The 26,546-nt window shown below is 71.0% G+C and carries 17 protein-coding genes; 8 read left to right on the top strand and 9 right to left on the bottom strand.

Annotation, left to right across the window (positions count from 1 at the left end; translation table 11 throughout):
* Positions 1-91: 91 nt before the first annotated feature.
* The 5 genes from ACWD4J_RS19835 to ACWD4J_RS19815 all read right to left on the bottom strand — a co-directional run bounded on the left by ACWD4J_RS19835 (position 92) and on the right by ACWD4J_RS19815 (position 8,019).
* On the bottom strand, positions 92-1,465 hold the full coding sequence (locus ACWD4J_RS19835) for an extracellular solute-binding protein (protein WP_451396682.1): 1,374 nt from the start codon (positions 1,463-1,465) through the stop codon (positions 92-94).
* The gene (locus ACWD4J_RS19830; protein WP_451396681.1) at positions 1,462-2,643 is read right to left on the bottom strand and encodes a hypothetical protein; all 1,182 of its coding nucleotides are present in this window, start codon (positions 2,641-2,643) and stop codon (positions 1,462-1,464) included. Before ACWD4J_RS19830 ends, ACWD4J_RS19835 begins: the two co-directional genes overlap by 4 nt.
* 164 nt (positions 2,644-2,807) lie before the next feature.
* The gene (locus ACWD4J_RS19825) at positions 2,808-4,115 is read right to left on the bottom strand and encodes a VWA domain-containing protein (protein ID WP_451396680.1); all 1,308 of its coding nucleotides are present in this window, start codon (positions 4,113-4,115) and stop codon (positions 2,808-2,810) included.
* Positions 4,116-4,258: 143 nt separating this feature from the next.
* Positions 4,259-6,655 (bottom strand): tetratricopeptide repeat protein, encoded by a 2,397-nt coding sequence (locus ACWD4J_RS19820; protein WP_451396679.1) that lies wholly within the window; start codon positions 6,653-6,655, stop codon positions 4,259-4,261.
* A 149-nt stretch (positions 6,656-6,804) separates the two neighbouring features.
* Positions 6,805-8,019, bottom strand: a complete 1,215-nt coding sequence (locus tag ACWD4J_RS19815) for a hypothetical protein (RefSeq protein WP_451396678.1) — start codon at positions 8,017-8,019, stop codon at positions 6,805-6,807.
* Between the two features lie 57 nt (positions 8,020-8,076).
* Here ACWD4J_RS19815 and ACWD4J_RS19810 point away from each other — a divergent pair, with 57 nt between their 5' ends.
* A complete protein-coding gene (locus ACWD4J_RS19810; RefSeq protein ID WP_451396677.1) occupies positions 8,077-9,624 on the top strand; it encodes a M1 family metallopeptidase in 1,548 nt (515 codons plus the stop codon).
* A gap of 204 nt (positions 9,625-9,828) precedes the next feature.
* Complete coding sequence (gene hflX, locus ACWD4J_RS19805; protein WP_451396676.1) at positions 9,829-11,352, top strand: GTPase HflX; 1,524 nt, start codon at positions 9,829-9,831, stop codon at positions 11,350-11,352.
* A gap of 205 nt (positions 11,353-11,557) precedes the next feature.
* On the opposite strand, the gene ACWD4J_RS19800 is transcribed toward hflX, so the two are convergent.
* The gene (locus tag ACWD4J_RS19800; protein ID WP_451396675.1) at positions 11,558-12,778 is read right to left on the bottom strand and encodes a trypsin-like serine peptidase; all 1,221 of its coding nucleotides are present in this window, start codon (positions 12,776-12,778) and stop codon (positions 11,558-11,560) included.
* 298 nt (positions 12,779-13,076) lie between these two features.
* Here ACWD4J_RS19800 and ACWD4J_RS19795 point away from each other — a divergent pair, with 298 nt between their 5' ends.
* From ACWD4J_RS19795 to ACWD4J_RS19780, 4 genes are all read left to right on the top strand, one after another.
* Complete coding sequence (locus tag ACWD4J_RS19795; RefSeq protein ID WP_451396674.1) at positions 13,077-14,435, top strand: diaminobutyrate--2-oxoglutarate transaminase family protein; 1,359 nt, start codon at positions 13,077-13,079, stop codon at positions 14,433-14,435.
* Between the two features lie 130 nt (positions 14,436-14,565).
* Positions 14,566-16,569: an IucA/IucC family protein gene (locus ACWD4J_RS19790; RefSeq protein ID WP_451396673.1), complete on the top strand. Its 2,004-nt coding sequence runs from the start codon at positions 14,566-14,568 to the stop codon at positions 16,567-16,569.
* Positions 16,570-16,609: 40 nt separating this feature from the next.
* Positions 16,610-17,584, top strand: a complete 975-nt coding sequence (locus ACWD4J_RS19785; protein ID WP_451396672.1) for a GNAT family N-acetyltransferase — start codon at positions 16,610-16,612, stop codon at positions 17,582-17,584.
* Between the two features lie 72 nt (positions 17,585-17,656).
* Positions 17,657-19,669: an ATP-dependent DNA helicase gene (locus ACWD4J_RS19780; RefSeq protein ID WP_451396671.1), complete on the top strand. Its 2,013-nt coding sequence runs from the start codon at positions 17,657-17,659 to the stop codon at positions 19,667-19,669.
* 135 nt (positions 19,670-19,804) lie between these two features.
* Here the strand turns inward: ACWD4J_RS19780 and lexA are convergent, their stop codons facing one another.
* On the bottom strand, positions 19,805-20,590 hold the full coding sequence (lexA, locus tag ACWD4J_RS19775; protein ID WP_451396670.1) for a transcriptional repressor LexA: 786 nt from the start codon (positions 20,588-20,590) through the stop codon (positions 19,805-19,807).
* 548 nt (positions 20,591-21,138) lie between these two features.
* Between lexA and nrdR the strand changes: the two genes are divergently transcribed.
* Both nrdR and ACWD4J_RS19765 read left to right on the top strand, forming a co-directional pair.
* Positions 21,139-21,693: a transcriptional regulator NrdR gene (gene nrdR / locus ACWD4J_RS19770; protein ID WP_451396669.1), complete on the top strand. Its 555-nt coding sequence runs from the start codon at positions 21,139-21,141 to the stop codon at positions 21,691-21,693.
* Between the two features lie 161 nt (positions 21,694-21,854).
* Positions 21,855-24,755: a vitamin B12-dependent ribonucleotide reductase gene (locus tag ACWD4J_RS19765; protein ID WP_451396668.1), complete on the top strand. Its 2,901-nt coding sequence runs from the start codon at positions 21,855-21,857 to the stop codon at positions 24,753-24,755.
* Between the two features lie 227 nt (positions 24,756-24,982).
* On the opposite strand, the gene ACWD4J_RS19760 is transcribed toward ACWD4J_RS19765, so the two are convergent.
* Both ACWD4J_RS19760 and ACWD4J_RS19755 read right to left on the bottom strand, forming a co-directional pair.
* Complete coding sequence (locus ACWD4J_RS19760) at positions 24,983-25,615, bottom strand: LysE family transporter (protein WP_451396667.1); 633 nt, start codon at positions 25,613-25,615, stop codon at positions 24,983-24,985.
* Between the two features lie 332 nt (positions 25,616-25,947).
* Positions 25,948-26,475, bottom strand: coding sequence for a TerD family protein (locus ACWD4J_RS19755; protein ID WP_451396666.1), 528 nt, complete (start codon positions 26,473-26,475; stop codon positions 25,948-25,950).
* Between the last annotated feature and the right edge of the window lie 71 nt (positions 26,476-26,546).

Below are 26,546 nucleotides of genomic sequence, written 5' to 3'. Positions count from 1 at the left end.
CCACGAGGGCGCTCCGGCGCCTTGCGATCGCACGCACCAGACACCGCGAGGCCCGCCCTCCGGGCGGACGACGGGAATGTGACGACAGGGCCTAGCCTGCCGATGACGCGCAGATGCTGTCGGGCGGGCGGGCTGTGCTGTCCTGGCCCTCGTCGCCCGCAGATGAACCAGGCGAAGCTGATGATCTGGATGAACCGGATGAACCGGATGAGCTGGTGGATCCGGTCGCCGCATTCCGCACCGAGTCCAGCTTCTTGAGCAGGCCGCCCAGGCGTTCGTCCGTGGGGCTTCGGAAGTACTCCAGTACGGCGCGGTGGAAGGCGTCGCGCAGCGACGGCGGCATGACGTCGGAGGCGTCGAAGCAGAGCGTGTTCGTCTCGTCGGTCAGGATGCCGGCGATCTCCCGGCCGATCGGGTCGGTCGGCTGCGGATCGGCCGATGCGGGGAAGAGCGGCTGCGGCTCCGGCTGGGACACCTCACTGGCCATACGCCGCCACAGTTCGCGCGCCTTGGGGCTGGAGAGCCGCTCGACCAGCCCCTGCGCGTCGGGATTGCCGCTGAACACCGCGGCCATGTCGCCCGACACCTCGTAGGCGCGCTTGTACTCGCTGGGGCCCTGCAGGAAGTCGGACGACGGCTGGACGCGGATGTCGTCGCCGGCGTACAGATAGCGGACGAACGCGCCCTGGTGCTCGTGCGTGCAGTTCCCGAGCGCGTCGGTCGAGTCGAGCAGGCCGCGCGAGGTGCCGTTCGCGTCGGCCGTGCCCTCGTAGGAGATCTTGAGGGACTTCTCGATCGAGTCGGGCGAGCGGGGGCCGAGCAGGTCGGCCCAGGTCTTCCAGGCCCGCTTCACCACGTCGTCCTGCCAGCTCAGCTTCCCTGTGGCCCAGTCCGTGTACTCGGAGCGTCCGGCCTGGTGCAGGAGGATGTCCTCGATCCAGTCGGTGCCCGGCCAGCCGGACGTGGCCTGGGACGCGAGGCCTATGCACCACTTCGGCGCGGCACTGCCGCCGGACGAGTCCTTCTTGCTCCACACCAGGCTCTTGAGGTCCACCTTCAACGGGACCCAGTAGGTGTGGAGCAGGCCCTTCACCCGCAGCGCGCCCGCCCAGGGCGGGAAGGCGCGCTGGGCGGCCTCGCCGAGGGGCTTGAGTTTGCCCCTGTTGGCGTACTCGGTCAGTTCGCCGACGCTGTTGAGGATCGCCACGTCGGGCGGGTCGTCCGCCTCGAGCTGTGCGACGAGGGTCTCGCGCAGGGAGCTGGTCCCCTCGTACGCGTACGTGTACGAGGTGTCGTCGTCGAGCTTCCTCAGCATCGCTGCGAACGCCTTGCCCTCCGGGCCCGTCCAGGGCCCGAGGACACGGAGCGTGCCCCTGCCGCCCTCCGTACAGCCGCCGGAGAGTGCGGCGAGGGCGAACAGGGCGCAGGCCAGGGCCGTACGGAGGACACGGCGCGGGTGGTTCATGAGGCCGCTCCCGGGCGGGCGAGGAGGAGGTACTCGCGGCGGTACGTGTGCAGCGCGCCGCCGATGACGGCCGCGGCGACCACGCCCACCGGCATGACGAACGGCGCCACACCGTCCAGGAAGGAGAGGCGGCCCGTGTCCAGCTCGTGGTCGACCGACGATTCCAGTGCGCGGATGGCCAGCGGGTTGAGACTTCCGCCCCACTGCTGCTCGGCGAGCACCTCGGTGTCCGGTGACGTCCGGCCGGAGAGGTCGGAGGCGCTCGGCACCACCTGCTGCTGCGCGTGGTACGCGAGTACGGCATCGACCGCGGGCAGCGGGATCGCCGCCAGCGGCAGCGCGGCCACCATCAACGGCAGGCTCAGGCGGATCCGGAAGCGGTGGCGCAGGAAGACGACCGTACGGGTCAGCCCGGCGGAGAGCAGGACGAAGGCGACGGCCGAGACGGCCAGGGCGGCGATCACGCCCCCGCCCCACGCCGCGCGCGCCTTCAGCCGGCCGCGGAGTACCCGCTCCAGGGACGAGATCCGGTCCACGATCGTGGTCGCGGTCGCCGAGGAGCCGGTCGACCGCCTGCACTCCGGGTACATGGTGTCGTCGCTCTTGCCGTTGCCCTCGCTCTTGCTCTTGCTCTTGCCGGTGTCGCTGCCCGGGCTCATGTCGCACACCATGCTCTGGGCGTAGCTGAGTTCGGCTCTGCGCAGGGCCCGGTCACCGTCCGCCTGGGCGCGGTTGATCCAGCCGCCGTAGTCCGCGAGCAGGCCCGAGACGACGCTCAGCTTCTGCTGCTCGGGCACCGTGAGGGCGCCGTGCTGCGCGATCTGGTTGAGGCTCTGGGTGGCCCGGCTCATCCGCGTCCGGTACCGCTCGCTGAGCCCGCTGAGCTCCACCGCGCCGTCCTCGTCCAGCAGAGCCTCGCTCGCCTCGCCCTGCGCGATCTCCAGCGACACCCTGGCGTCGGCGAGATCCACCAGCGTGGGCGCGATGTGGTCCCGGAGATACGCGGAGTCCCCGCGGACGTCGGCGTACGCCCAGCCGAACGTGCCGAAGGCGATCACCGCCAGCAGCGGCAGTGCGATCAACCGGTCCCGCAGATACGCCCGGTTGCTGCGGCCCGCGGGCGACGGCCACGCGTACCGCCACAGGCGCCTGCCCATCTCGGCGCCGACGGCGGCCACGGTGCGGGCGCCTTGCAGGACCCTCCCCCAGTGCCTCAAGAGCCTGGGAGGCGCCTCCTGGGCCTGGGGGCCCGCCCCGCTCACCGGCACTGCTGCACGGCTCTCCAGTCCCGCTGCACGGCTCTCTGGTCCCGCTCCACGGCTCTCTGGTCCCGCTCCACGGCTCACTGGTCCTGCTCCCCGGTCGGCAGGACGCTCGTGCTCGCCTGGATCCGGGCCGCCTCGATGTCGAACCGCTCGATGACGGGGCGGAGCCGGACCGACGGGCCCTCGGCGCCACGCCGTACGTCGACGAGTTTGCGGAGGTGGTCCTGCATGGCCGTGTCGCCGGTCCGGGTCGCCAGGGTCCAGGAGCGGGCGAAGTGGGCCTCAGCGGCCGCCGTGTCGCCCCTGCGGAGTGCGGCACAGCCCTGCTCGAACGTACGGTGCAACTCCTCCTCGTGGAGGTAGTGGGCGACCCGCGGATCGAGCCTGCTGTACAGGTCCGCCGCGTCCGACCAGCGCATCAACACAGCGGCGGGCTCTGGAAGTTCGATCTCGTCCCGCGCAGGCCCCGTCACGTCGACCTCCACCTCGGTGAGGAACAGCGCCTTGCCCAGCTGGTCGGCGCGGTACGGAGCGCTGACGCAGAGCAGATAGTCGCGCGTCTCCTCGCGCCACGCCCCCGTGGCGTACTCCTCGATCGGCCCGCCTGCCCCCGACTCCACCGCGGACACGTCGACGTGGACCGGCCGCAGCGCGACCCGTGTCGGATGCACCTGTTCGAAGGAGTGCAGGGTGACGTCGGCCCGGTGGTGCAGGCGCAGCCGCAACCCCGTGATGTCGCGCTCCACGGCCCGCTCGGTGAGCGCCGCGAACTCGCCGGAGAGCCGGGCGAGATCACCCACGGCGCTCGCCCGGCCGCCCAGCTCGCCCGTGATCAGCAGGAGTTCGTCGGTGTCCCAGGTGTCCCCGATGCCGACGGCGTCGCAGGTGAACTCCGACGCACAGGTCCCGACCCGCTCGCGCAGCTCGTCGCGCGACTCGTATCCCGGCTCGTTCCGGCCGTCGGTGAGCAGCAGCGCATGCCGTACGAAGGTGTCTTTTCCGGGCACGTCGCGGAGCTCGCGGAACAGCAGGCGCGCCCTCTCCAGCCAGGTGCCCATCGCCGTGCCGCCGCCCGGGGTGCAGGCGTGCAGGGCGACCGTCGCGTCGGCCCGCGAGCGGGCGTCCGCGACCGCGAGCCCGAACTTCCGCGGGTAGATCATGGCGGCCCGGTCCCGCCCGGCGACGACCGCGAAGCGCGCGCCGTCCGGAATGCGGTCCAGCGCGGCCGCCGCGGCCTCACGGGCGGCGGCCAGCCGGCTCGGCGGGTTGACCATCGAGGAGGAGTGGTCGATGAGCAGCACCTCGGCGAGACGCGGCGCGGCGTCCGGCACCGGGCGGGCGGCGCGGGGGCGGCGGCGCACGGAGACGGTGATCACCGCGTACATACGGGCGGTGTCCTGCGCCTTGGGTACGAGCGTTGTGCCTGACCCCGTGCCCGTCGCGTCCGGCTCAGGCGCGCTCGCCCTGTCTGGGCCTGCGCGCCCTCCTCTGGGGACCGGCCTGGGTCTGGGCAGCTCGACGACCTGGCTCACCTCGAGTCCGATCGTGGCGGCCGGACCCTCGGCGGGGTGAGCGCCGCGGCCCGCAGCCAGTTGCTGATCCTCTTCCCCAACCATGGGCTGTCCCTGTTGTGTCGGTAGGCGAACGGGCGGACTTGGTAGGCCCGGTCCAGAAGCCGCTCGGCGAGCTCTCCGCCGCCCGGTGCGTCGGAGCGCGCCGCCTGCTGGGCGAGGCCCAGGTAGAACCGGGACAGATCCTTGCGCAACTGCCGTTCGTCGCCGGGGAAACCGATGCGTGCGGCGTCCGGTGCGTCGGAGAGCGCGCCGAGCTGCCGGGCGTCGAGGGAGCCGCGCGCCAGCAGGTTCTGCGCGGCCTCCCAGACCTCCGCCTTCATCCGCACCCGGGCCTGTTCGTCGGTCAGGCCGTGTTCGTGGAACAGCCTGGCGAGGCGCCGGAGCACCGCGCCCAGCTGCCGGGCGTCCTGCGCCCGGCTGACGCCGATGCGCACGGCGGCGGTACGAGCGGCGGTGCGGTGGCGCGAGTGCTGCGGCACCGCGTCCAGCGCCTCGACCGCGTAGGCGTCGGCCTGCGGGCCGCCCTGCGCCAGCCAGGCCCGTGCGACGCCGAACGCCGCGCCGCCCAGCGAGGGATTGCGCAGCCGCACGGCCTCGTGGAACGTCAGCGCCTCATGGCGGCGCCCCAGCCGCTCGGCGCAGTAGCCGAGGGCGAGCTTCGGAGCGTACTCGCCGGGGATCGCCGCGTAGACCTGGTCGAAGTGGTCCCGGGCGTCCTCGACCCGGTCCCGCGCGAGCGCGAGCAGCCCGCTGTGCCAGTCGACACGCCAGTCATGCCGGGCACGCCCGGCGCCGATGGCCTCGGTGGCGAGCCGCAACTCGTGTTCGGCTTCGGCGAGACGGGGCTCCGTGGTGGTCGGGCCCTCGACGGTGGGGGAGTCGGGCACCCGGAACGCCACCCTCAACTCGAGTCGGCAGCGCAGCAGATGAACCTCGGCGGAGCCGGACCACGCCTTCGTGTGCTGCAGCAGCGCCGCCGGGTCGGCGTCGGAGAGCCGGCTGAGCTCGGCGTGGTGCGCGTCGTCCGGATCCGGTCGCGGCACAGGCAGCCGCTGGGCCACATCCGCCGCGGACGGCGCCGCGTGCAGGGGCGCCCGCGGCCCGTCGTCCTCGGGCGGAGCCGCCCACCGCGACAGCCGGGGAGCGACGCCGAGTGCGCCCTCGAGGGCGTAGGGCGACTGCAGGAACAGCGGCGACGGCTCGAACGTCTCAAGACCCGTGCGCAGCGACCGCAGCTCCCGGAAGACGCCTCGAAGTTGCTCGGCCATCTCCCGTGCCGTCGCGAACCGGTCCGCCCGCTCCTCGCGCGTGGCACGCTGCAGCACCCGGGCGAGCGACACCAGCCCCAGGCCCTGCGGCGCGGGCGCGGTCATCAGGAGGGCGGCCCCTGCCGTCACCTCGTCGGGACCGGACGAGGCGAGCCGGTCCAGGGCGCCGAGCCGGGCGAGATCGTGCCGCGTCGCACCCAGTCCGCACACGGTGCGCAGCGTCTCGCCGAGGCTGAACAGGTCGTCCTGACCGGTGGACGCGCCCGTGGTGACGGGCACGGTCGGCGCGCGATAGCCGTCGGTGGTGAGGCCGCGCGCCCGCTCGCCCCGGATGCTCCCCACGTCTATGAGCTTCGTGGTGGTGCCGTCGTGCATCACGTTCTGCGGCTTCAGATCGCCGTAGACCTTCCTGCGCTCGGGCGCGTGCAGATGCGCGAGCGCGGACAGCACGCGGACCCCGTACGCGAGGACGAACTCGTGGAACCGCGCGCCCCCGAACCGCTCGGGCTCGCGCCTCGCCAGGGCGCGGACCTCTTCGAGGTTGAGCCCGTCCACGTACGGCAGGACGAGGAAGTCCCCGAAGCGGTCGTGATGCCCGTAGTTGAAGACGGAGATGATGCCCTCGTGGTTGAGTTCCGCGAACGCCTGCCGCTCCTTCGCCAGGGCGTCCCGCGCGACAGCGGACTGCTCGGGCCGCAGGACCTTCACGGCCACCTCGCGATCGTCGACCTTGGTGTCGAGCGCCAGCAGGACCTCCCCCATGCCGCCGTGGCCGATCCGCCTGACCACGCGGTACTGGTCGGCGAGCAGCAGTCCGCTCACCGCGTCCGCTGCGCCCGGGGCGTCCGGCGTGCCGTGGGCCTCCGGCGGGCGCGGGGTGCCCGGCGCCGTTCCGCCCCGCGGTCTGATCTCGGGGAGCAGCGTGGGGTCCGGGCTCTCGTGAGGGAGCTCGACGTCGGCGGTGCGGCCCGGGGCGGGTCCGGGGCCGGGATCCGGCACGACGACGACCCACGACCCGGACTGCTCCGGGGCGTGGGGCTCCGGGACGGCGGAGGGGCTTTCCCCCTCGGTCGCCGAGGGCAACAGGGGCGCCGTGGGACCCGGGCTCGCTGGGGATCCCGGGACCGCGGCGGACGAATGGAGCCGGGTGGCGGGGTCGACGAGCTCGCCGGAGACCCGGCAGTACCCGGAGGGTGTGACCGTGCCGGGGCACCCCGGGTGCGGACACCGGGTCATCGGTCACCAGTCTCATCGGGTGCCGGGGATTCCGCACCGGCCGCATCCGCCGAATCGGGCGGAGAGTCCGCACCACCGGCCGTATCCGCCGGACCCCCTTGCTCGGCCGCCTCCCGCGTGAGCCGGCGCACCACCCGGGCGAACGCCTGCACCGCGTGCTCCGCGTCGGTGAGCGGGCACGGGCCGCCCATCAGCAACTGCTGCGCCTTGCCGAAGGCGCCCACGGCGTCGGGGTGCTCGGCCAGGCCCTGCCCGTCGAGCCGTGCCTGCTGGGCGGCGAGCAGGCCGCGCAGCCGCAGATGCGCGTCGAGCACGCCGCGCAGCTCGCGCTCGGCGCGTTCGGCGCGCAGCAGGTAGGTCTCCACGGCCTGTTCGGCGTACGAGAGCTCTTCCAGAAAGGCCGCCCGCCGGGCCGTTCCGCCCTCCGCCGAGGCGCGGGGCGCGGCCGGCGGATGCCGCTCCTCCGTCCCCGCCTCGCCCGCGAGCTGCACCGTCCACAGCCGGGCCCGTGCCCCGTACGCCGTCGGACGGGGCGGATCGACGACGCGGCGCTCCACCCGGCGGTACACGTCCCTGGAGCGCTTCTCGGCGGCGGCCAGCAGCGCGACGCGCTCGACGATCCGCGCCAGCCAGCGCTCGGCGCGGTCTTCCGGCAGCAGCCGGTACGCCATCTCGTACGCGAACCCGCGCCCGCTGTCGCTGCCGCTGTCGCTGCCGCTGTCGCTGTCGCGCACCACCAGCAGTAATCGAGCGCCGTGGTCGGCCAGTTCACGTAAGGCGTGCACAGCCGCGACCGGCTCGCCGGCGGACGCATCGGCGCCGAGGACGGCGACGGCGGGTCGGGCGCCGCGCTGCCGCGAGTGCGCCAACTCACGCCGGAGAGCGGCCAGGGCCTCGCCGGCCGCGGGCTGCTCCGGTGCGGCGCGCTCCAGCGGCGCGCCCGTCACGTCCAGCACCAGACTGATGCTGCCCGCACGGGGCTCGATCCCGGCCTGCGACAGGTGCGGAGCGCCGGTGGCCGGGCCGCCGGGCGGGACGCCCGCGTCACCGGGCAGGACGGCCGTGTCCGGCGGGACCGACAGCTGCGGCGACTGCTCGCGGTCGGCCATGTTCAGTACGACGTGGAGGGCCTCCCGGGCCCGGGTGTCGTCATCGCGGAGGAACAGCACCTCGACGTCCCAGCAGCCGGGCTCCTCGTGCAGCCAGCGCATGACGGTCCGCTGCAGGCCATGCGGCCGGGCGTCGCGGCGCGCTGGTAGCCGTGGTCCATGCTGTTCACCCCTTGCACCAAGGCGCCGCCAGCGAATGCCTCCCGGACCTTCCGGATCGGCACCGTGCTGCTGGCCCCGGCGGCCTGCGCCGCTCTCATCGCCGCGAGCGCCCCCCTGCCCGCCGCCCCCTCTTCCGGCTCACCGCGAGCGGCCGGACCCCCCGCGCTCGGCGTCGGCGACCGGCTCTTCCCGTACCTCGGGAATCCCGGTTACGACGTGACGTCGTACGACATCTCGCTCACCTATCGCGGCGACAACAGCAAGCCGCTCGACGCGGTCACCAAGATCGTCGCCCGGGCGACGAGCCCGCTCATGCGTTTCAACCTCGACTTCGGGCACGGCACGGTCCGGTCGGTCGAGGTCAACGGCGAGCCGGCCCGTTTCACCAAGGCGGGCGAGGACCTCGTCGTCACGCCGTTCCTGCCGCTGGCCCGCGGCAGCGCGATGCGGGTGACCGTGCGGCACACCAGCAATCCGGTGTCGCCCGACAAGGTGGACGGCGGATGGGTCCGCACCAAGGACGGCCTCGCCATGGCCAACCAGGCGGACGCCGCACACCGGGTCTTCCCGTGCAACGACCACCCCTCGGACAAGGCACTGTTCACGTTCCGCATCACCGCGCCCTCGAACGTCACCGCGGTCGCGGGCGGCGTGCCCGCCGGCAAAACGCGGGCCGGCTCGACCACCACGTGGGCGTACCGGACGCTGCACCCCATGGCCACCGAGCTCGCCCAGGTGTCCATCGGCAAGTCGTCGGTGCTGTACCGGACGGGGCCGCACGGACTGGTCGTACGCGACGTCGTGCCCACCAAGGACCGCAAGGTGCTGGAGCCCTGGCTCAAGAAGACCCCGGACCAGATCTCCTGGCTGGAGCGCCGGGTCGGCCGCTACCCCTTCGAGCGGTACGGCGTGCTGGTCGCCGAGGCCCAGACGGGGTTCGAGCTGGAGACACAGACGCTCTCTCTCTTCGAGAGAGAGCTCTTCACGGTGCGTGGCCGCCCCGCCTGGACGATCGAGTCGATCATGCTGCACGAGCTGGCGCACCAGTGGTTCGGCGACAGCGTGAGCCCGCGGACCTGGTCGGACCTGTGGCTCAACGAAGGTCACGCGACCTGGTACGAGGCCCTCTACGCAGCAGAGAAGGGCGGACCGTCGCTCGACGAGCGGATGCGTGCCGCATACGGCCAGTCGGACTCCTGGCGGGCGTCCGGCGGACCGCCCGCCGCCCCCAAGGCCCCGGAGCCCGGCCAGAAGATCAGCATCTTCCGCCCCATCGTCTATGACGGCAGCGCGCTCGCGCTCTACGCGCTGCGGCAGGAGATCGGCCGGGCGGCCTTCGAGCAGCTGGAGCGGACGTGGGTCGACACGTACCGTGACGGGACGGCTACCACGGCGGACTTCATCTCCCTGGCCTCCCGCATCTCGGGGCGCGACCTGCGGGGATTCCTCGACGCCTGGCTGTACGGAACGAAGACGCCGCCGATGCCGGGACACCCGGATTGGCACACCGAGGCCGCGGGCAATCCCGCCCGGTCACCCCGCTGACGTCCGGCGGATAACCCGGATGACGACGCGGGCCGCGCCGTGCGACCATCTTCACGTCGGCGGCGCGGCCGCTGCGGACCTCCGCTCGGACTTCTCGGGACGGCCCGGCTGTGCTCCGGGGAATCCCAGGACAGCCCCGATCGTTGACCCTGCTGACGGCTCACGTCCGTCACCGTTTCACTCCCGTATCGACGTAAGGATCCAATGACCTCCTCTTCTTCCCCTTCCCAGGACGAGCAGCGCTTCGCTCAGAACTACCCCGAGGGTCTTCGGGCCGATGCCCTGATGGAAGAGGACGTCGCCTGGAGCTACGAGATCGACGGAGACCGGGACGGAGACCAGTTCGACCGTCACGAGCGTGCGGCCCTGCGCCGTGTGGCCGGGCTCTCCACCGAACTCGAGGACGTCACCGAGGTCGAGTACCGACAGCTCCGCCTGGAGCGCGTGGTGCTCGTCGGCGTGTGGACCTCGGGGACCGTGACCGACGCGGAGAACTCGCTCGCCGAGCTGGCCGCGCTGGCCGAGACCGCCGGCGCGCTGGTGCTCGACGGCGTCATCCAGCGCCGCGACAAGCCCGACCCGGCCACCTACATCGGCTCCGGCAAGGCCCAGGAACTGCGCGACATCGTGCTCGAGACCGGGGCCGACACCGTGGTCTGCGACGGTGAGCTCACCCCGGGCCAGCTGATCCACCTCGAGGACGTCGTCAAGGTCAAGGTGGTGGACCGCACCGCCCTGATCCTCGACATCTTCGCCCAGCACGCCAAGTCCCGAGAGGGCAAGGCGCAGGTGTCGCTCGCGCAGATGCAGTACATGCTGCCGCGCCTGCGCGGCTGGGGTCAGTCGCTGTCCCGGCAGATGGGTGGCGGTGGCTCCGGCTCCTCAGGCGGCGGTATGGCCACCCGTGGTCCCGGTGAGACCAAGATCGAGACGGACCGGCGGCGGATCCGCGAGAAGATGGCCAAGATGCGCCGGGAGATCGCGGAGATGAAGACCGGCCGCGAGATCAAGCGCCAGGAGCGCAGGCGCAACAAGGTCCCGTCCGTCGCCATCGCGGGCTACACCAACGCAGGCAAGTCCTCGCTGCTCAACCGGCTGACGGGCGCGGGTGTGCTGGTGGAGAACGCCCTGTTCGCCACCCTCGACCCGACCGTGCGCCGGGCCGAGACCCCGAGCGGCCGGCTCTACACGCTGGCGGACACCGTCGGATTCGTCCGGCATCTGCCGCACCACCTCGTCGAGGCGTTCCGCTCCACGATGGAGGAGGTCGGCGACGCCGACCTGATCCTGCACGTGGTGGACGGCGCCCACCCGGCGCCGGAGGAGCAGCTGGCAGCCGTGCGCGAGGTCATCCGTGATGTCGGCGCGACCGACGTGCCCGAGATCGTGGTGATCAACAAGGCGGACGCGGCCGATCCGCTGGAGCTCCAGCGGCTGCTGCGGATCGAGAAGCGCTCGATCGCCGTGTCGGCCCGCACCGGCCAGGGCATCGACGAGCTGCTCCAGCTCATCGACAACGACCTGCCGCGGCCCGAGGTCGAGATCGAGGCCCTCGTGCCGTACTCGCTGGGCCGGCTCGTCTCACGCGCCCACGCCGAGGGCGACGTGATCTCCGAGGAGCACACCGCGGAGGGCACGCTGCTCAAGGCACGGGTGCACGAGGAGCTCGCGGCCGAACTGGCACCGTATGTGCCGGCGCTGCCGGGGGCCCGGGCGGCCGGACACTGACAGGCGCCCACTGAGGTCCGGGCAAGCCGGACCAGAGGGCCAAAGGACGAGGGCCCGTCCCCTGCACAGGGGGCGGGCCCTCGCCGTGTCCACCGCCCGGACGTGCACCGTCCTGCAGCGATGCAGCACGGCGTGCGAACGACGGCGGGGCGGTGAAGGCATCCGCGCGGCACTCCGCCGCCCCTTCACCGCCGTGCTGCCGAGGTCATTGCCCGGCGAACTTCTCGCTCACCGCGTCATAGACGGCCTCGGCCTCCTTGCCCAGCCGCGGACCCGCCAGCCAGCCCGCCGTCACCGGGCCGATCGAGGTGTTGGACACCAGCGTCGGCGTGCCGTCCGACCCCTGCGCGACCCAGCCGCCGCCGGACGAACCGCCGGTCATGGTGCAGCCGATGCGGTACATCGTCGGCGTGGACCCGGACAGCGAGAGCCGGCCCGGCCTGTCCGTGCACCGGTACAGCAGCTGACCGTCGTAGGGCGGCGCCGCCGGATAGCCGATCGCCGTGAGGCTCCTCAGCTCGTTCGCGGCCGGCGCGTCGAAGTCCACGGGAAGCGCGGAACCCACCGTCTCCTCGAGGGACTTGCCCTCACCGCCCTTTTCGGGCGTCACATGGATGACGGCGAAGTCGTACGGAGCGCCCTGCCCGCCGGTCGGCCCGCCCTGCTCGATCCACTGGTCGGAGGTCGCCGCCCAGTCACCCCACCACACGCCGTACGGAGCGACCTCCTCCCTGGTGGCGTTCTGCAGGTCATCGACCGACTTGCCGTCGTTGTTGTACGACGGGACGAAGGCGATGTTGCGGTACCAGCCGCCGTCCTTGCCCGCGTGCACGCAGTGGCCCGCGGTCCACACCAGATTGGACTTGCCGGGGTGCGCCGGATCCTCGACCACGGTCGCGGAACAGACCATCGAGCCCTCCGGCCCGTCGAAGAAGACCTTGCCCGCCTCGGCCGCGTCGGCGTGGTACGGCGTCTTCACCGTCCGCGCCGCCACGGGAGCGGGCGTCGGGTCGGTGACGCCCTGGTCGCCGGCGAGATCGTCGGCGACCCCCGTGTCCGGGTCCTCGGCGTCGCGCATCCGGTCCGGGTCCCAGAGGCCCTCGATGACCGGGTTGACGAAGTCCTTGGCCTCGCGCAGCCAGTCGTCCTTGTCCCAGTTCTTCCAGGCGCCGTTCCGCCACTTGTCCAGGTCGATCCCGTGCTCCTTGAGCCGGTCTTGGATGTTCTGCGGAATCTCGAACCTGCCGTCGTCCGTCCGGGTGCCGGCGGCCGACGGCTCATCGCCCGCGTTGTCTTCGCCCGAGCCGTCGCACGCCGTGGCGGTCAACACCAGTACGGCGCCGAGGGCGACCGCGCCCGCCACCGACGTTCTGCGCCGTGAATTCCGTCCGCGACGCGCGGCTGGGATCCGGCGGATGGCTCGCATGGTGTGACCCCCCTGGTCTCTGCGAACTGGCCGGCCTGTCCGGCCGAACGGCACCGCACACGGTGCCGGTGCCGTGGGGGACGGCGGACGCGACGGCGACGGTTCCATCGAGGCAAGGATCTTCCGCCAACCCGTGATCCTCCGGCCCCGGCGTCGTTGGAAACCTACGGGGCAGTCGCTCCGTGCGTTCAGCCCCCGTCAACTCGCCTGCGCTCAGCGGGAACCCGCCCAGCTGAAGCGGGAACTCGTCCGGCACCGGGCGGGATTTCGCCAGGGAACAGCGGGAGGACCGACAGTCGTGGCCGTGACCGAGCCTGCGCCCGCGGCGGCGCCCGTCGCATTCGAGGGGATTCTGCGCCGCCAGTCGGCGCGCGAATCAGCTGCGCGCACCTATGCCCGCGCCCTGCCGATCGTGCCCGTGCGGGCCCGCGGCCTGACGATCGAAGGCGCGGACGGCCGGCGCTATCTCGACTGCCTCTCCGGCGCCGGGACGCTGGCGCTGGGACACAACCACCCGGTCGTGCTCGAGGCGATCAGAAAAGTCCTCGACTCCGGTGCGCCGCTGCACGTCCTCGACCTGGCCACACCCGTCAAGGACGCCTTCACGACGGAGTTGTTCCGCACCCTTCCGCCCCGCCTCGCCGACCGCGCCCGCATCCAGTTCTGCGGCCCCGCCGGCACGGATGCGGTCGAGGCCGCACTGAAGCTGGTGCGCACGGCGACCGGACGAAGCGACGTGCTGGCCTTCGCCGGCGCGTACCACGGCATGACGGCGGGGGCGCTCGACGCATCCGGTGGCGCGACCGGCGTACGGGTGGCGAGACTTCCGTACCCGCAGGACTACCGCTGCCCGTTCGGTGTCGGCGGCCCCCGCGGCGCCGAGCTCGCCGCACGCTGGACCGAGAACCTCCTGGACGATCCCAAGTCCGGTGTGCCCCAGCCCGCGGGGATGATCCTCGAACCGGTGCAGGGGGAGGGCGGCGTGATCCCCGCCCCCGACGACTGGCTGCGGCGCATGCGCGAGATCACCGCGGCCCGGTCCGTTCCGCTGATCGCCGACGAGGTGCAGACCGGTGTCGGGCGGACCGGCACGTTCTGGGCGGTCGAACACAGCGGCATCACACCCGACGTGATGGTGCTGTCCAAGGCCATCGGCGGCAGCCTGCCCCTGGCCGTCGTGGTCTACCAGGACGATCTCGACACCTGGGGGCCGGGCGCCCACGCGGGCACCTTCCGCGGCAACCAGCTTGCTATGGCGGCGGGCGCGGCCACCTTGGCGTACGTCCGGGAGAACCGGCTCGCAGAGCGGGCCGGGGTGCTGGGCACCCGTATGCTCGGCCAACTCCAGGGGCTGGCCGCCGAGTACGCGTGCGTCGGCGATGTGCGTGGCCGCGGACTGATGATCGGCATCGAGCTCGTGGACCCCGCGGCCGAGGATCCGACGGCTCCCGGCCCGCCGCCCGCGGCGCCCGAGCTGGCCGCCGCGGTCCAGCGCGAGTGCCTGCGCCGCGGACTGATCGTGGAGCTCGGCGGCAGGCACTCCAGCGTCGTACGCCTTCTTCCTCCGCTCACCCTCACGGACGAGCAGGCCTCCGCGGTTCTCGACCGTCTCGCCGACGCGCTGGCCGCGGCGGTGCACCGGCACCACGTCGACTAGCGCCGATCAGCGTCGACCGGAGACGAGAGGCCGATCGCGTCGAACAGAGCCGCCTTCAAACGTCACAGCCCGCCCCGCGCCGCCACGGTCCGTCCCGTACGAGCCCGAACGACCCCATGAGGAAGCTTCCTTGAACGCCAACTCCGAACCAGAAGGCCGCTCCCACATCCCCCTGCACGGCACCGATGGCCCGCAGGCGCCACTGCTCGCGGAGCCCCTCTCCGTACCCCGGCAGCAGGAGGGCGGCCAGGCGGCCGAACACCTGCGCGGCGCAACCGCCGACCTGCTGGAACACCCCGATCCAGGGATCGCCGCACAGGGGGCAGCCGTCGAGAACCTGCTGCGCTGCTGGGTGCGGGAGAAGAACCTCGCCGCACCGGAACAGGGCACCTTGCGTGTACCACTCGACGCCAGTTGCACCGCACTTCTCGTGCCCGTGCACTACTGGTCGGCCTGCGGATGGCACCGCTTCGGCCTGCCGTATCTCGAAGACGGCCCGGACAGCGCGCCGTCGGTCGACGCGGTGACCGTCGCGGCGCTGCTCGCGCGTGAGTGCGTGGGGGAGGCGGGCGGGGCGGCAGCCGATGCGGACGGCCCCACGGAAGGTGACGGACCGGTCGTCGAGGACGTTTCGGCAGCACAGGACGTTCCGCAGGGTGTTCCTGCCCTGCAACTCGGCGACGGCGTCGACCTCGTGGCGCGGGTCGCCGATTCCGTGCAGCGTACGGCCATGTTCATCGCCGACCGCAGGAGGAGCCCCGGCGACGCACCGGACCTCTTTCTGGCCGCCGAGCAGGCGCTGCTCCTCGGACACCCCCTGCACCCGGCCCCGAAGAGCCGCGAAGGACTGACGGAGGCCGAATCGCGGCTCTACTCCCCGGAGTCGAGGGGAGCCTTCCCGTTGCACTGGATGGCTGTGGCCCCGTCCGTCCTCGCCACCGACTCGGCATGGACCGAGCGCGGCCGCGCAGTCCCCGCGGCGCAGCTCACTGCCTTTCTCGCCGGTGACGGACTGCCGCTGCCCGAGGGATACACCGCCCTTCCGATGCATCCGTGGCAGATCCGCGAGATGGCCTACCGCCCGGAGACCGCGGAACTCCTCGAGGCCGGCCTCCTCAAGGACCTCGGTGCCCACGGCTCACCGTGGCATCCCACCTCCTCCGTACGCACCGTGTACCGCTCGGGCGCACCCGTGATGCTCAAGCTGTCGCTGGGGCTGCGCATCACCAACTCCCGCCGGGAGAACCTCCGCAAGGAACTCCACCGCGGCGTCGAGGTCCACCGTCTGCTGCGCAGCGGCCTCGCGGAGCAGTGGCAGAAGGCGCACCCGGGCTTCGACATCGTGCGCGACCCGGCCTGGCTCGCCGTCGACGGACCCGACGGCGCCCCCCTGCCAGGGCTCGACGTCATGATCCGACACAACCCCTTCGGCCCTGGTGACGACGTCTCCTGCATCGCAGGACTCGTCTCGCCGCGGCCGCCGGACCAGCCCGCAGGACAGGACCGCACCCCCATGCGGTCGCGGCTCACCGAGCTCGTGACCGGACTCGCCGGACGGACGGGCCGCCCCAGGGGAGCCGTCGCCGCCGAGTGGTTCCTGCGCTATCTGCAGCAGGCCGTACGCCCCGTGCTGTGGCTCGACAGCGAGGCGGGCATCGCGCTGGAGGCTCATCAGCAGAACACGCTCGTGCTTCTCGACCCCGACGGCTGGCCCATCGGCGGCCGCTACCGGGACAACCAGGGGTACTACTTCCGCGAGTCGCGGCGTGACGAGCTCGACAAGCGCCTCCCCGGTATCGGTGAACTCAGCGACACGTTCGTCTCCGACGCGGTCACCGACGAGCGCTTCGCCTACTACCTGGCGATCAACAACGTCTTCGGCCTCATCGGAGCGTTCGGCTCCCAGCGCCTCGCCGACGAGAAACTGCTGCTCGCCGCGTTCCGCCAGTTCCTCCGCGACGTCGCAAGGGGACCTCAGGGTCTGTGCACCCCGCTTCCGGAACAGCTCCTCGACTCGCCTGTGCTGCGCTGCAAGGCCAACCTCCTCACTCGCGTGCACGGTCTCGACGAGCTCGTCGGACCCGTCGACACCCAGTCCGTCTACGTCACGATCGCCAACCCCCTTCATTCCTGAGGTACATGACCCACCCGCACTTCGAGAGAGGAGCAGCGCCGTGGCTCCCACCGATGCGAGCACCGACGCCGGTGCCCCCACCGCCACCGCCACCGGGACCGGTCCGCGGACCGGTCCGGAGACCGGGCCCGCCACCGGGACCGCGACCGATGCCGGCGCGGACACGCCCAGCCAGGACACCCACAGCCAGGACGCGGACAGCCAGGACACGCTGGACCTGCACCTGCCGGACGAGCTCGTCGCTCTCTTCACGGATGCCGCCCCGGAGCCGGAAGCCGACCAGCCCGCTGAGGGGCCAGGGCGCGCAGGCGGCGCGCAGGCTCCGTCGGCAGCCCGCGTGACCACGCTCGCTGAAGCGCCCGCCGCCGCGGACGCCGGCGGGCACGACAAGGCGCAGCCCCTCGCGGGGCTCATGCCGGCGGACCTCGCGGCCTTCGCCGACGACGATCTGCTCGACAACCTCGCCGCATGGGGCCCGGCCAGCACACCCGCGGGCGTCTTCAGGCTCGTCCCCGTCCGCGTGGAACGCGATCTGTCGCTCATCAGCCGCTGGATGAACGACCCGGCCGTGGCCGAGTTCTGGGAGCTCGACGGCCCCGCCTCAGTGACCGAGGCCCACTTGCGTCCCCAGCTCGAAGGCGACGGACGCAGCGTCCCCTGTCTCGGAGTGCTCGACGGCGCCCCGATGAGCTACTGGGAGATCTATCGCGCGGACCTCGACCCGGTCTCCCGCTACTACCCCGCCCGTCCGCACGACACCGGAGTCCACCTCCTCATCGGCGGTGTCGCCCACCGCGGCCGGGGACTCGGCACAATCCTGCTCAGAGCCGTCGCCGATCTGGTGCTCGACCATCGACTGCGCTGCACCCGCGTGATCGCCGAACCCGACCTGCGCAACACTCCCTCCGTCTCCGCCTTTCTGAGCGCGGGCTTCCGCTTCTCGGCGGAGGTCGACCTCCCCGGCAAGCGGGCGGCGATCATGGTCCGCGACCGCGCGCTGCGGATGACGACCTGACCTCGCAGCCTGGTTGCCCCTGGCTGTCTCGGGGCCGGGACTGTCAGAGCCACGCACTAGGGTGGATGACCTATGACGAAGCCCTCACTCCCCGACCTCCTGCATGCCGCCGTCACCGCGGTCGGCGGCACGGAGCGGCCTGGCCAGGTCGCCATGGCCGAAGCCGTCGCCGAGGCGATCGACGACGGCTCCCATCTGCTCGTCCAGGCGGGCACCGGCACCGGTAAGTCGCTCGGCTATCTGGTGCCCTCGCTCGCGCACGGGGACCGGGTCGTCGTGGCGACGGCCACCCTGGCGCTCCAGCGCCAGCTCGTGGAACGGGATCTTCCGCGTACGGTCGACGCGCTGCATCCGCTGCTGCGTCGCCGCCCCGAGTTCGCCATGCTCAAGGGCCGCTCCAACTATCTCTGCCTGCACCGCCTGCACGAGGGCATGCCGCAGGACGAGGAGGAGGGTCTCTTCGACCAGTTCGAGGCGGCCGCACCCACCAGCAAGCTCGGCCAGGACCTGCTCAGACTGCGGGACTGGGCGGACGAGACGGAGACCGGCGACCGCGACGATCTCACCCCTGGTGTCTCGGACCGGGCCTGGGCCCAGATCTCCGTGTCGTCCCGGGAGTGCCTCGGCGCCTCGAAGTGCGCGTACGGCGCCGAGTGCTTTGCCGAGATGGCGCGCGAGCGCGCGAAGCTCGCCGAGGTCGTCGTCACCAACCACGCACTCCTCGCCATCGACGCCATCGAAGGTGCCCCGGTCCTTCCGCAGCACGAGGTCCTGATCGTCGACGAGGCCCATGAGCTGGTCTCCCGGGTCACCGGAGTGGCCACCGGCGAGCTCACACCGGGCCAGGTGAACCGTGCCGTGCGGCGGGCGGCCAAGCTGGTGAACGAGAAGGCGGCCGATCAGCTGCAGACCGCCGCCGAGGGCTTCGAGCGGCTGATGGAGCTGGCCCTGCCGGGCCGCCTGGAGGAGATCCCCGAGGACCTCGGCTATGCGCTGATGGCGCTGCGCGACGCCGCCCGCACCGTCATCTCGGCCCTCGGCACCACCCGTGACAAGTCCGTCCAGGACGAGGACGCGGTGCGCAAGCAGGCGCTGGCTTCCGTCGAGACCGTGCACGACGTGGCGGAGCGCATCACCAACGGCTCCGAGTGGGACGTCGTCTGGTACGAACGCCATGACCGCTTCGGCGCCTCGCTGCGGGTCGCTCCCATGTCCGTGTCCGGCCTGCTCCGCGAGAAGCTCTTCGCGGACCGCTCCGTGGTGCTGACCTCGGCGACACTGAAGCTGGGCGGCGATTTCAACGGCGTGGGCGCCTCGCTGGGCCTGGCCCCCGAAGGCATCGCGGGGACACCGGGCAGCGAGGGCGAGGATCTGCCCGTATGGAAGGGCATCGACGTCGGCTCGCCCTTCGAGTACCGCAAGCAGGGCATCCTCTATGTCGCCAAGCATCTGTCCCGCCCCGCTCGCGACGGCGAGCGCGGTGACATGCTCGACGAGCTCACCGAACTGATCCAGTCGGCGGGCGGGCGCACACTCGGCCTGTTCTCCTCCATGCGCGGCGCCCAGTCCGCGGCCGAGGCGCTGCGCGCCCGCATCCCGGAGTTCCCGATACTGCTGCAGGGGGAGGAGACCCTCGGCGAGCTGATCAAGAACTTCGCGGCCGATCCGAAGACCTGCCTGTTCGGCACGCTGTCGCTCTGGCAGGGAGTCGACGTGCCAGGGCCCAGCTGTCAGCTGGTGGTCATGGACAAGATCCCCTTCCCGCGCCCCGACGATCCGCTGATGAGCGCCCGCCAGAAGGCCGTCGAGGAGAACGGCGGCAATGGCTTCATGGCCGTCGCGGCAACCCATGCGGCGCTGCTGATGGCTCAGGGCGCCGGGCGTCTCGTACGGGCATCGGGGGACCGCGGAGTGGTCGCCGTACTGGACCCGAGGCTGGCCACGGCTCGCTACGGCAGCTATCTGAAGGCGTCCCTGCCCGACTTCTGGTACACGACGGACCGCAACCAGGTCCGCCGCTCGCTGGCGGCGATCGACGCGACGGCCAAGGAGGCCGCCACGGACGGCGAGGCGGAGGGCCGGTAGGCCGCGGCGAGCGGGTGCGGACACCAGGTGGTCTCGGCAGCTTCTGGCGCCCGCGGCCCCTTGGCGGCTCGGGCGACAAAATGCAGGGCCCCGGGACCGGCGCAGTGGTCCCGGGGCCCGGTCAGGGGCGGAGTCTCACACCCGCCGCAGCACCGCCACCACCTTGCCGAGGATCGTCGCCTCGTCACCGGGGATCGGCTGGTACGCGGAGTTGTGCGGAAGCAGCCACACATGGCCGTCCTCGCGCTTGAAGCGCTTGACCGTGGCCTCGCCGTCGAGCATCGCCGCGACGATGTCGCCGTTCTCGGCGACCGGCTGGCGGCGCACCGTCACCCAGTCCCCGTCACAGATGGCGGCCTCGATCATGGAGTCGCCGACGACCTTCAGGACGAACAGCTCGCCGTCGCCCACGAGCTGCCGGGGCAGCGGGAACACGTCCTCGACCGACTCCTCGGCGAGGATCGGGCCACCGGCGGCGATCCGGCCGACCAGCGGAACGTACGACGCGGCCGGCTTGCCCGCCGTGTCGGTGGGCTGGACCGTCGGCTGGTCGGCGCCGCGGACCTCGTACGCACGGGGCCGGTGCGGGTCGCGGCGCAGGAAGCCCTTGCGCTCCAGTGCCATGAGCTGGTGGGCCACCGAGGAGGTGCTGGAGAGGCCGACCGCCTGCCCGATCTCCCGCATGGACGGTGGGTAACCGCGCCGCTGCACGGAGTCCCTGATGACCTCGATGACCCGCCGCTGCCGGTCGGTTAGTCCGGAGCTGTCAGCCCGGATGCCTGGAGGTCGGCCCGGCAGGGAGCGGACGGGCTTCGCCCCCTCCTGGTTTGCGATTGCGTCGTTCATGGCATGCACCGGCTCGAGTCGGCCCTGGGAGCGATCCTGGGCAGTGATGGTGGCACTGTCTGCGGTGGTGGTCACGTCGGTCGGCCCCTCTCGAGATGTTCTCCCTAGCTGGACAACGGTAGTTGCTTTCGAAAGGTTGCGCCAAACACACGTTCGAGTGAAATATCGCGGATTGCCGCACTTGATCATGAGTCCGGGTGTATGGCTGTCGCCCGGCGTGTCAGGCATTTGGGCTCAATCCGCTACGATTCACCGCCGGGATCGAGAGCTCCCTTGTGGGGCTTCCAGTCTGCCATCCGGCTTCCGCCCGGCCGCGCACCGACCCGGGCATGCCTCGGCATCGACCCGGATTGCCTGCGAAACGGGCGGTACGCGCGGCAAGGTGTGAGGCCGGACATGTGGCGGGACCTGCGTAAACCACGGTCTTTCCGTGGCGCGACACGCGATGGTGCCGAAAGTGCGGCCAAACCCCAGATCTAGTGGTTGGATTGCAGTCGTAGCCCAGAAGTTGTGGTCCCCCGGTCCTTCGGACCCTCCGGCATCGCCTATGCTTGGGGCTGCTTCGAGGGGCGTGTGACGCCTTTTGGGGCTATTGAGTCTGCTGTGAAGGAGGGTTGGAAGTCATGCACTGCCCCTTCTGCAGGCACCCCGACAGTCGAGTCGTCGACAGTCGTACGACCGACGACGGCACGTCGATCCGCAGGCGCCGCCAGTGCCCCGACTGCTCCCGGCGGTTCACGACCGTGGAGACCTGCTCGCTGATGGTGATCAAGCGCAGTGGAGTGACGGAGCCCTTCAGCCGCACCAAGGTCATCAACGGAGTGCGCAAGGCGTGCCAGGGACGGCCTGTCACCGAGGACGCCCTCGCCCAGCTCGGCCAGCGGGTCGAGGAGGCCGTGCGCGCCACCGGCAGCGCCGAGCTGACCACCCACGATGTGGGGCTGGCCATCCTCGGCCCGCTGCAGGAACTCGACCTTGTCGCCTACTTGCGCTTCGCGTCCGTGTACCGGGCGTTCGACTCGCTCGAGGACTTCGAGGCCGCCATCACAGAGCTGAGGGAGAACCCGGCAGAGCGGCCCGCCGCGGACCCGCAGTGCGCGGGCGCAGGGCGCGAAGCGACCGACCGCGGGTCCGGAGAGACTGCCGAAGTCCCCGTGCCCGCCGCTGCCGCCGACTGACCGGCAGGCCTGGACCGGGCGGACCGGCCCGGCCGGAGTGCGGCGGCGACCAAAGACCTGTTGCGGGCGGCAAAAGCGGCGCCCGCAACGCAAGACAGACAAACGTGCCATAGGAAGAAAATGGCACTTCAGGGCGTTTTAGCCCGATATAGGGAGGCGGCATGACAGAGACGGCGAGCGGCCCGGCAGCGCGAGGTTCCCGAGCCAAGGGCACCAAGGCGAGCAAGGGGCTGCGTATCGAGCGCATCCACACCACCCCCGGCGTGCACCCGTACGACGAGGTGGTCTGGGAGCGTCGTGACGTCGTCATGACCAACTGGCGCGACGGCTCGGTCAACTTCGAGCAGCGCGGCGTCGAGTTCCCCGACTTCTGGTCGGTGAACGCGGTCAACATCGTCACCAGCAAGTACTTCCGCGGTGCCGTCGGCACCCCGCAGCGCGAGGTGAGCCTCAAGCAGCTCATCGACCGCATCGTGAAGACGTACCGGAAGGCCGGTGAAGACTACAAGTACTTCGCCTCGCCCGCCGACGCCGAGATCTTCGAGCACGAGCTGGCGTACGCCCTCCTGCACCAGATCTTCAGCTTCAACAGCCCCGTCTGGTTCAACGTCGGAACCCCGCAGCCGCAGCAGGTCTCCGCGTGCTTCATCCTGTCCGTCGACGACTCCATGGAGTCGATCCTCGACTGGTACAAGGAAGAGGGCATGATCTTCAAGGGCGGCTCCGGTGCCGGCCTGAACCTCTCCCGTATCCGCTCCTCCAAGGAGCTGCTGTCCTCCGGTGGCAACGCCTCCGGTCCCGTGTCCTTCATGCGCGGCGCCGACGCCTCCGCCGGAACGATCAAGTCGGGTGGCGCAACGCGCCGCGCGGCCAAGATGGTCATCCTCGACGTCGACCACCCGGACATCGAGGACTTCATCGAGACCAAGGTGAAGGAAGAGGAGAAGATCCGCGCGCTGCGCGACGCGGGCTTCGACATGGACCTGGGCGGCGAGGACATCACCTCCGTCCAGTACCAGAACGCCAACAACTCGGTCCGTGTGAACGACACGTTCATGAAGGCCGTCGAGTCGGGCGGCAAGTTCGGCCTGACGTCCCGCATGACCGGCGAGGTCATCGAGGAGGTCGACGCCAAGGCGCTGTTCCGCAAGATGGCCGAGGCCGCGTGGGCGTGTGCCGACCCGGGCATCCAGTACGACGACACCATCAACCACTGGCACACGTGCCCGGAGTCCGGCCGGATCAACGGCTCGAACCCGTGCAGCGAGTACATGCACCTGGACAACACGTCCTGCAACCTCGCCTCGCTGAACCTGATGAAGTTCCTGAAGGACGACGGCAAGGGCCACCAGTCCTTCGACGTCGAGCGCTTCGCCAAGGTCGTCGAGCTCGTCATCACGGCGATGGACATCTCCATCTGCTTCGCGGACTTCCCGACCCAGAAGATCGGCGAGAACACCCGCGCCTTCCGTCAGCTCGGTATCGGCTACGCCAACCTCGGGGCCCTGCTGATGGCGACCGGCCACGCGTACGACTCCAACGGCGGCCGCGCGCTCGCCGGTGCCATCACCTCCCTGATGACCGGCACCTCGTACAAGCGTTCCGCCGAGCTCGCCGCGGTCGTCGGCCCGTACGACGGCTACGCCCGCAACGCGCAGCCGCACCTGCGCGTCATGCAGCAGCACGCCGACGCCAACGACAAGGCCGTCCGCATGGACGACCTGGACACGCCGATCTGGGCCGCCGCCACGGAGGCCTGGCAGGACGTGGTCCGCCTCGGCGACAAGAACGGCTTCCGCAACTCGCAGGCCTCCGTCATCGCCCCGACCGGCACCATCGGTCTCGCGATGTCCTGCGACACCACCGGCCTCGAGCCCGACCTCGCGCTGGTCAAGTTCAAGAAGCTGGTCGGCGGCGGCTCGATGCAGATCGTCAACGGCACCGTGCCGCAGGCCCTGCGCCGCCTGGGCTACCAGGAGGAGCAGATCGAGGCGATCGTCGCCCACATCGCCGAGCACGGCAATGTCGTCGACGCCCCGGGCCTCAAGCACGAGCACTACGAGGTGTTCGACTGCGCCATGGGCGAGCGCTCCATCTCCGCGATGGGCCACGTCCGCATGATGGCCGCGATCCAGCCGTGGATCTCCGGCGCCCTGTCCAAGACGGTCAACATGCCGGAGTCGGCGACCGTCGAGGAGGTCGAGGAGATCTACTTCGAGGCCTGGAAGATGGGCGTCAAGGCGCTCGCGATCTACCGCGACAACTGCAAGGTCGGCCAGCCCCTCTCCGCGAAGACCAAGGAGAAGGAGAAGGCCGAGGTCACCGCGAAGGCCGAGGACACCATCCGGGCCGCGGTCGAGAAGGTCGTCGAGTACCGCCCGGTCCGCAAGCGTCTGCCGAAGGGCCGTCCCGGCATCACCACGTCCTTCACGGTCGGTGGCGCCGAGGGCTACATGACGGCCAACTCCTACCCCGACGACGGTCTCGGTGAGGTCTTCCTGAAGATGTCCAAGCAGGGCTCCACCCTCGCGGGCATGATGGACGCCTTCTCCATCGCCGTCTCGGTCGGTCTGCAGTACGGCGTGCCCCTGGAGACGTACGTCTCGAAGTTCACGAACATGCGCTTCGAGCCGGCCGGCATGACGGACGACCCGGACGTGCGGATGGCGCAGTCGATCGTCGACTACATCTTCCGCCGCCTGGCGCTGGACTTCCTGCCCTTCGAGACCCGCTCGGCGCTCGGCATCCACTCCGCCGAGGAGCGCCAGCGTCACCTCGAGACCGGTTCGTACGAGCAGTCCGTCGACGATGTCGAGGTGGACGTCGAGGGCCTGGCCCAGTCCGCACCGCGGGCGCAGGAGCTGAAGGCCGTGGCCGCCGCGCCCAAGGAGGAGGCGGCCAAGCCCGCCCCGAAGCAGGCGCACACCAGCGCCGAGCTGGTGGAGATGCAGCTGGGCATCCAGGCCGACGCCCCGCTGTGCTTCTCCTGCGGTACGAAGATGCAGCGCGCCGGGTCCTGCTACATCTGCGAGGGCTGCGGCTCGACCAGCGGCTGCAGCTGATCAGAGGCGGAATTGCGTTGGACGCACCATCCGGCGTAGTCCGTACATGTAGCTGACCAGCAGCTCACGAAGGGGACCGGTCATCGGCCGGTCCCCTTCGCTGTGTCGCTGACCTGGGTGGCGTGACCGACTCAACGATGTTCGCCGACACAGCACGAGCCGCGCCCGCTACGTCAACCCGAGCGACTTCCGTCAGAGCCGCCTACGCGGCCGAGGTGACCGGCCGATCATGACTGGGAGACCAGTAGATGGGCGGCAAGTCCAACGATCACGGCGCTGGAGACCAGGGCGGTGAACAAACGACCGTGAGGGCCTGTCAGCACGCGACCGAGCAGTGCTCCGCCGCTGGCGAGCAGCAGTTGCCAACTGGTCGAGGCTGCGAAGGCCGCCATGACGAACACAGCCTTGTCCCAGTGGTCCGGTGCGGTGGTGCCCTGGCCGGCGAGCACCAGGGCCGCGAAATAGATCACGGTGATCGGGTTCATCATCGTGATGCCCAGGAGTCCGAGATACGCCCGCACCGGACTCATCAGTTCCCGGTCAGCCCTGCCCGCGTCCTGCCGTTTGCGGTACATGGCGATGGCCGTCACGGCGCTTCGGCATGCCAGCGCAAGGAGCACTACGGCCGATGCCCAGTGCAGAGGCAGTGTGATCGGCTTGATGGCGGGTGCGAGCGCCGAGCCCCCGATCATCGAGATCAGCGCATACAGGCCGTCAGCGGTCGCGACGCCCAAAGCGGCACAAGCACCGACCCTCAACGACGTCCGCGCAGTGAGGGCCACGAGATACGTCGCGACCGCTCCCACAGGCATGGCGATGCCATAGCCGGCCAGGAGCCCGGCGACCAGGGCCGCGCTCATGCGCGGTGCAGAGTCGACCTCCGAGGACAGCCGGGCTGCTGCTGGCCCCGCCCCGCAGCAGCGGAGGAGGACATCGGCAGCACGGAAACAGTCGTCGTGGTCATGGGCAGATCCTCGGGGGCGCCCGGCCGGCCGGGCAACTCAATTACGCGGCCGTCTCAGTCGACGGCTCCGGGCTATTGCGCACCACCGGACATCCGAACCTGCCGATGCCGGCGAAGAAGACCGGCTACATCGAGCACTGCGAGGCCGCCCGCGTCGACGACGGCAGGAACCTGTGCGGGGCGGTGCGGCGAACGGCCGCACCGCCCGTCGAGGCGTTCCCGGAAGGATCAGGAACGGCTGCCCATGACGGCGGCGAAGGACTCCGGGTCCCCGTCGAAGCCGCGCAGCACTTCGTGCAGCTCCCACTCCCCGGAGGTGTCCCGGGTGAACTCCGCGACGGTGGCCGCGGTGGACGCGGCGACCTGCGTGAAGTCGACCGCCGCCAGCTCCGTATGGCCTTCGACGATCACCACGCGCGCGTTGGCGATGTCCTGGAACGTAATCTCGCCGCTGCGCTGCTGGATGACCACACCGACCACTACGCGCGCGTGCCGGGCCGCCAGCCGCTCGAGCTCCAGGACCATCACCTCGTCGGAGCCGAAGCCCTGACCGGTCAGGCTGTCCCGGCTGAGTGTGATGGTGCCGTCGGGCGACCGGCTGCCGAAGTGCACGACGTACGACGGCCTCCCGTACGGCTCGTCCGCCGTGTACGTCGCGGCGACGATGTCGAGGTCGTGTGGTGGCCGGCCCAGTGGGCTCGGGTCCCACCGGAGCCGTACTTCGACCTTCTTGAGTCCCTTGTTGAGACTGGCCAAGAGACCTGCCCTCCCCGAATCCGACCTGCTTCGGTATGTGTCCGTCTGTTCGGTCTGTTGCCCAGTATGGT

The organism is Streptomyces sp. NPDC002577 (assembly GCF_053594815.1).
The sequence above is the reverse complement of the archived record's forward strand: the minus strand, read 5'-3'. Positions and strand labels throughout refer to the sequence as shown.